The sequence below is a fragment of the Methylobacterium sp. WL103 genome (assembly GCF_008039885.1).
Taxonomy (GTDB): Bacteria; Pseudomonadota; Alphaproteobacteria; order Rhizobiales; family Beijerinckiaceae; genus Methylobacterium; species Methylobacterium cerastii.
This window is the reverse complement of the sequence record NZ_VRUX01001040.1, coordinates 1-886: the sequence shown is the minus strand read 5'-3', so window position 1 is coordinate 886 and position 886 is coordinate 1. Positions and strand designations below refer to the sequence as shown.

General features: G+C 72.6%; 1 protein-coding gene. It reads right to left on the bottom strand.

Annotation, left to right across the window (positions count from 1 at the left end; all coding sequences use genetic code 11):
- Positions 1 to 886: ATP-binding protein (locus FV222_RS27620; RefSeq protein ID WP_246685713.1), on the bottom strand; the 886-nt coding region annotated here is incomplete at both ends.

The following is an 886-nucleotide window of genomic DNA, read 5'->3' as shown; positions in this document are numbered from 1 at the left end:
GTGTCGGCTTCCTCGGCCGCCACGAAAGCCGAGGCCTCCGGCAGGGCGAGGTCGACGCGGGTCCCGTGCCCGACGCGGCTCTCGATCCGCAGGCGGCCGTGCGATTGCTGGGCGAGGCCGAACACCATCGCGAGGCCGAGGCCGGTGCCCTGGCCGACGGCCTTGGTGGTGAAGAACGGCTCGCAGACCCGCGCCAGGATCTCGGGCGGTATGCCCTCGCCGGAATCGCTGACCGACACGCCGACATAGGCGCCGCGGCTGAGGTCCGGGTCGTCCTCGATCGTCAGGGCCTCGGTCTCGACGACGATGGTGCCGCCCTCGCGCATGGCGTCGCGGGCGTTGATGCAGAGGTTCAGGATCGCGAGTTCGAGCTGGTCCGGGTCGACCTGGGCGGGGCCGAGGTCGGCACCGAGACGGGTCTCGACCGCGACGAGGCCGCCGAGGCTGCGCGAGAGCAGTGCCGACATGCCCTCGACCAGGGCGTTCACGTCGGTGGGCCGGGCGCGCAGGTCGTTGGCGCGGCTGAAGCTCAGCAGGCGCTTGGTCAGCGAGGCACCGCGCTCCGCCGCACCCCGGGCGTTCTCGATCAGGCGCAGCACGCGCGGCTGCTCCTGGACCTTGGGGGCTGCGAGCTCGAGGCTGCCGAGGATCGCGGTCAGCAGGTTGTTGAAGTCGTGCGCGATGCCGCCGGCCAGGGTCCCGAGCGCCTGCATCTTGTCCGACTGGCGCAGGCGCGCCTCGAACCCCTTCTGCTCGGTGATGTCCCGCTCGATGGTGGCAAGATGCGCGACCCCGCCGGCCGGCCCGCGGATCGGCACGCGGACCACGTGGCTCCAACGTTCGGCGCCGAGCGGCCCTTCCGCCGACACCACGTCGCCGACCTCGC